A 5,668-nucleotide genomic window follows, 5' to 3' on the forward strand; every position below is an offset into this window, starting at 1 on the left:
CTGCTCATGCATGACTGCTGCGAATGGCCGGTGGCCTTCCTGGGCGCCCTGCACGCCGGCATCGTGCCGGTGGCGGTGAACACCCTGCTCACCGCCGACGACTATGCCTACATGCTCGCGCACAGCCGCGCGCAGGCGGTGATCGTGTCGGCGGCGCTGCTGCCGGTCCTGGGGCAGGCGATGGCGGCGGCCCCCCACGAGGTGAAGTCGGTGGTGGTTGCCGGCAGCCCCTTCACGCCGGCGCCCGGCCAGGAGGCCATGGCCGATCTGCTCGCGCGCCACGCACCGCAAGCCCGGGCCGCGGCGGTGGGGCCCGACGCGCCGGGCTTCTGGCTGTACTCCTCCGGCTCCACCGGCCGCCCCAAGGGCACGGTGCACAGCCACGGCAACGCCTGGTGGACGGCGCAGCTCTACGGCATCGGCGTGCTGGGGCTGCGCGACGGCGATGTCTGCTTCTCGGCCGCCAAACTCTATTTCGCCTACGGACTGGGCAATGCGCTGACCTTCCCCATGAGCGTGGGCGCCACGGTGGTGCTGATGGCCGAGCGCCCGACCCCGGACGCGGTGTTCCGCCGCTGGCACGACCAGCGCGTGACGGTGTTCTACGGCGCGCCCACCGGCTTTGCCGGCATGCTCGCCTCGACGGCGCTGCCGGCGCGCGAGACCGTGGCGCTGCGGCTGGTGTCCTCGGCCGGCGAGGCGCTGCCCGCCGAGCTCGGCGAGCGCTTCAGCGCCCACTTCGGCGTCGATGTGATCGACGGCATCGGCTCCACCGAGATGCTGCACATCTTCCTGTCGAACCGTCCTGGTGCGGTGCGCTACGGCAGCACCGGCTGGCCGGTGCCCGGCTACCGGATCGAACTGCGCGACGACGAGGGCCGCCCGGTGCCCGATGGCGAGACCGGGGATCTCTACATCGAGGGCCCGAGCGCCGCCCTGATGTACTGGGGCAACCGCGAGAAGTCGCGCGAGACCTTCCAGGGCGCCTGGACCCGCAGCGGCGACAAGTACCTGCGCAACCCCGATGGCAGCTACACCTATGCCGGCCGAAGCGACGACATGCTCAAGGTGAGCGGCATCTATGTCTCGCCCTTCGAGGTGGAAGCCACCCTCGTGCAGCACCCCGCGGTGCTGGAATCGGCCGTGATCGGCGTGACCGACGGCGACGGACTCACCCGTGCCAAGGCGTTCGTGGTGCTCAAACCCGGCGCCAGCGTCAGCGACGAGACCCTCAAGGCCTTCGTCAAGGAGCGGCTCGCGCCCTACAAGTATCCGAGGCTGATCGAGTTCCTCGACGAACTGCCCAAGACCGCCACCGGCAAGATCCAGCGCTTCCGGCTGCGCGAGCGTGAAGCCGCCCGCAGCGCCTGAGGAAGCACCGACGGCGCGCTGCGCCGACCCGTTCCGCCAGGGCCGCGGTTCAGGGGCTGATCAGTCCAGCCGGATGCCGGCGCTGCGGATCAGCTTGCCGTACTGCGCGATCTCGCTGCGGATGAATTCGCCGAAGACCGCCCTCGGCCCCACTGCCGGCAGCAGCCCCATCGCCTGCAGGCGCTCGGCCACATCGGGCAGGGCGACGATGCGGGCCACCTCGCGGTTGAGCCGATCGAGCACCGGCACCGGCGTGGCCGCCGGCGCCACGATGCCGTACCAGGTGCCGGTCTCGAAGCCCGGCAGCGCCGATTCGGCGATGGTGGGTACCTCGGGCAGCACCGGCACCCGGGCGCTGGAGGACACGCCGAGCGCACGCAGCCTGCCCGACTTCACATGCGGCAGCAGCGTGACCATGTTGTCGAACTGCGCGTCGAACACGCCGGCCAGCAGATCGGTGGTGGCCGGGGCGCTGCCCTTGTAGGGCAGGTGCACCGCGCGGATGCCGGCGGCCGCCGTGAAGAGCTCACCGCCGAGGTGCTGCGCCGTTCCCTGGCCGCCATTGCCGATCGTCAGCCGTCCGGGGTTGGCCCTTGCCCACTCCACCAGCTCGCGGGTGCTGCGCGCCGGCACCGCCGGGTTGACCACCAGCAGCAGCGGCGCCTTCACCAGCAGCGCCACCGGCGCGAAATCACGCACCGGGTCATAGGGGAGCTTCGGGTAGAGCGAGGGGTTCACCGCCATGAAACCCGCGGCGCACAGGGTGAGCGTGTGGCCGTCGGCGGCCGCCCTCGCGCCGGCCTCGGCCCCGATGTTGCCGCCCGCGCCGGGCTTGTTCTCGACCACCACCTGCTGGCCCCAGGCCTCCGCGAGCTTGCCGCCGATCAGGCGGGCGAGGACATCGGTGGCACCGCCGGGCGCAAAGGGCACGATGATGCGGACAGGCCGGGTGGGATAGTCAGCCGCGGGCTGTGCGACGGCACGCGGTGCGATGCCGGCACCGGCGAGCAGCCCGAGGGCGGTGGCTAGGGTTCGACGCTGACGGAACATCGGCACTCCTGGTGGCAGGGGCAAGGAAGGGGCAAGGAAGGGGCAAGGAAGAGCAGGCGGTTCGGGACGGCCGGATCGAACTCACCCGGCAGCCAAGGCGCGACGATCAGGGCGCGGGCACCGCCCAGCGCGCCACGAAGTCTTCGTCGATGGTCACACCAAGACCGGGCCGATCGGGAATCTCGATCATGCCGTCGACCACCGTGAAGCGCTCGCGCGCGAGCTCGTGCAGCAAGGGGTTGGCGCCGAGCGAGTACTCGAGGATCCAGCCCGCCGGGCAGGCCGCGGTCACATGCAGGCCGGCCGCGAAGGCGAGCGCGCCGGTCCACAGATGCGGGGCCAGGCGCAGGTTGTAGGCGCTCGCGAGGGCGCCGATGCGCATCGCCTCGCTGATCCCGCCGCAGATGGCGAGATCGGGCTGAAAGACATCGGCGCCACCGAGCGCGGCAACATCGAGGAAGTCGTGGCGGGTGAACTCGCTCTCGCCGATCGCGATCGGCACCGAGGTGCCAGCGCGCACCTGCGCCAGCCCGCGGTGGTCGTCGGCGGTGACCGGCTCCTCGAACCAGGTGAGGTCGAAGTCTTCCACCTCGCGGCAGAACTGGCGGGCCTGCGAGACGGTGTAGGTGCCGTGGGCATCGCACATCAGGCCGATGTCGGGGCCCAGCGCAGCCCGGGCCGCGCGCACCCGCGCCACCGAGTTGCGCACCGGCCCGTCGATCACCCCGACCCGCATCTTCACCGCGCGAAAGCCGCCACGGCGCACATAGGAGAGCAGCTGCTCGCCGATGCCGGCAGCATCGGCCCAGCCGCCCGAGGCATAGGCCGGCATGGCCGGCGCGCGCCGCCCGCCAAGCAGCCGCCACACCGGCGCACCCAGCGACTTGCCCAGGATGTCCCAGAGCGCCATGTCGATGCCGCCGATCGCCGACACGCTGATGCCGCGACGCCCGAGGATGGGGAAGACATGGCCCTCGGACAGCGCGTAGTGGTCGCGCACGCCGTTGTAGAGCCGCTCCCAGATCCGGTTGATGTCGCGCGGGTCTTCGCCGATCAGGGCCGGCCCGAACTTGTGGTTGATGAGCGCGGTCAGGCCGTGGTTGTTGCCGGCGCTGCCTACCTCCTCCTTGGCCTCGCCCCAGCCGACCAGGCCGCACTCGGTCTCGATGCGCACGAGCGTGGCATCGAACGAGGCGATGCGACCGAAGTCGCTGACATGCTGCTGCGCAGGCGGGATGGGCACATGCACCCAGGTGGCCCTGACCGATCGGATCCTCATGACTGCGACGCCTCCGCGAAGGGGTTGGCCCGGCGCGCGGGCCAGACCTCGGGGTTGATGAAGTGCGCCGGCGGGTGGCCCCGCAGCACCGCGATCACCTGATCGACCGCTGCGGCCGACATGCGCCGCATGCTGTCGGCGCTGATGCCGGCGACATGCGGCGAGAGCAGCACGCCCGGCAGCGTGCGCAGGGGCGAGTCGGCAGCCAGCGGCTGGGCCGCGAACACATCGAGCACCGCGCCGCCCAGCGTGCCGGCACGCAGCGCCGCAATCAGCGCGGGCTCGTCGACGACCGCGCCGCGCGAGACATTGACCAGCACCGCGCCGGCGGGCATGAGCGCCAGCCGGCGGGCATCGATCAGGCCGCGGGTCTGGTCGGTGAGCGGACAGGCCAGCACCACCCACTGGCTGGCGGCCAGCAGCGCATCAAGGCCGGCCGGTTCCACCCCCTCGGGCATCGGCGCGTCGCTGCGCCGGTGACCCAGCACCCGCATGCCGAAACCGTGGCGCGCGATGCGGGCGAGGTGCGCGCCGATCGCGCCCATGCCGACGATGCCCAGGGTGGCGCCGGCGAGTTCGCGCCCGGCATCGGCCTGGCCGCGCACCGCCGCCCAGCCCGGGCCGCGCAGCCCCGCCTCGATGCGCTCGAGGCCGCGCGCATGCCGCAGCATCTGCGCGATGGCGTACTCGGCCACCGTGGCGGCATTGGCCCCCGGCACATTGGCCACGATCACACCGGCCGCGGTGGCCGCCGCCACCGGAATGAGATCGACGCCGGCGCCATGCCGCACGGCGGCGAGCAGTTGCGGCGCAAGCTCGCACAGATCGGGGGGCAGCATCGCCCGCACGATCAGCGCGTGCGGGCGATGCTCGTTCAGCGCCGCACGCAGGGACCCGGGATCGTCGGCCGCGGCGAGCGCCACCTCGGCATGCTGCGCCAGACGCTCGCGCGCCGGCGGATCGATCGGGTTGGTGAGCAGCACCACCGGCCGGGTCATGGCCCGGGCCTCAGTAGCCGATGGCCGCGCCGTCGCTGCGCGGATCGGAGCCGCCCAGCCGCATGCCGCTCACCGGATCGATCACGATGCCGTGGGCATGACCGGCACGCTCGTTGAACGGGCCCCAGCGATCGAGCAGATGCCCGCGGCGCTCGAGCTCGGCAATGGTCTCGGGCGGGAAGCGCGACTCGATGTGCAGGGTGTCGCGCGCCTCGCCCAGCGAGAATCGACCCGAGAGCCAGCGCGGCGCCTCCACCGCTTCCTGGATGTCGCGGCCGTGATCGATCATCGACACCCAGGTCTGGGCATGGATCTGCGGCTGGCCGTCGGCGCCCATGCAGCCGACCACGCCCCAGAGCCGGTCGTTGCGGAAACCCATCGACGCGATCAGGGTGTGCAGCGGCGTCTTGCCCGGCGCGAGGCAGTTGGGATGCGCCGGGTCGAGCGAGAAGTAGGCGCTGCGGTTCTGCAGGACCACGCCGGTGTCGCCGGCCACCACGCCCGAGCCGAACACGCCGTAGAGGCTGTTGATGAGCGCCGCGGCGTTGCCCTGTGCGTCGACCGCGGCAATGAACACCGTGTCGCCGGTGAGGCTGCCCTCGGAGGGGATGCGGTCCCAGGGCAGCGCGCGCGCCGGGTCCATCAGGCCGCGACGGCTGTCAGCGTGGGCGCGCGAGATCAGCCGCTCGATCGGCACCTCGGCAAAGCGCGGATCGGCCAGGTAGCGGTCGCGGTCGTGATAGGCGAGCTGCTTGGCCTGCACCATCAGGTGGGCATGGTCGGGCCCCAGGTAGGGTCGCCGGTGCAGTTCGAAGGGCTCGAGCAGGTTGAGCATCTCGAGCACCGTGAATCCCTGGGTGGGCGCCGGCGTCTCGTACAGGGTGAGGTCGCGGTAGGTGCCGCGGATCGGTTCGCCCCAGCGGGCCTGCTGGGCGCGCAGATCGGCCGCGTCGAAGAAACCGCCGTGCTC

5 protein-coding genes are annotated in these 5,668 nt (G+C 71.9%); 1 reads left to right on the top strand and 4 read right to left on the bottom strand.

Annotation, left to right across the window (positions count from 1 at the left end; genetic code table 11):
• The coding region (locus AC2H6A_RS17435; RefSeq protein ID WP_484274989.1) for a benzoate-CoA ligase family protein at window positions 1-1,371 on the top strand (1,371 nt) is incomplete at its 5' end.
• Between the two features lie 60 nt (window positions 1,372-1,431).
• Here the strand turns inward: AC2H6A_RS17435 and AC2H6A_RS17440 are convergent.
• The 4 genes from AC2H6A_RS17440 to AC2H6A_RS17455 all read right to left on the bottom strand — a co-directional run.
• Window positions 1,432-2,421, bottom strand: coding sequence for a Bug family tripartite tricarboxylate transporter substrate binding protein (locus AC2H6A_RS17440; protein WP_484274990.1), 990 nt, complete (start codon window positions 2,419-2,421; stop codon window positions 1,432-1,434).
• A gap of 106 nt (window positions 2,422-2,527) precedes the next feature.
• Window positions 2,528-3,700 (bottom strand): mandelate racemase/muconate lactonizing enzyme family protein, encoded by a 1,173-nt coding sequence (locus AC2H6A_RS17445; protein WP_484274991.1) that lies wholly within the window; start codon window positions 3,698-3,700, stop codon window positions 2,528-2,530.
• Window positions 3,697-4,698: an NAD(P)-dependent oxidoreductase gene (locus AC2H6A_RS17450; RefSeq protein ID WP_484274992.1), complete on the bottom strand. Its 1,002-nt coding sequence runs from the start codon at window positions 4,696-4,698 to the stop codon at window positions 3,697-3,699. The genes AC2H6A_RS17445 and AC2H6A_RS17450 overlap by 4 nt, the downstream gene beginning before the upstream one ends.
• A gap of 10 nt (window positions 4,699-4,708) precedes the next feature.
• The coding region (locus AC2H6A_RS17455) for a gamma-glutamyltransferase family protein (protein WP_484274993.1) at window positions 4,709-5,668 on the bottom strand (960 nt) is incomplete at its 5' end.

Source organism: Quisquiliibacterium sp. (genome assembly GCF_982640115.1).

Bases quoted from the DNA above. Each gene is read 5' to 3' on its own strand.
- AC2H6A_RS17440 (WP_484274990.1), bottom strand. From the start codon at position 2,421: ATGTTCCGTCAGCGTCGAACCCTAGCCACCGCCCTCGGGCTGCTCGCC.
- AC2H6A_RS17445 (WP_484274991.1), bottom strand. From the start codon at position 3,700: ATGAGGATCCGATCGGTCAGGGCCACCTGGGTGCATGTGCCCATCCCG.
- AC2H6A_RS17450 (WP_484274992.1), bottom strand. From the start codon at position 4,698: ATGACCCGGCCGGTGGTGCTGCTCACCAACCCGATCGATCCGCCGGCG.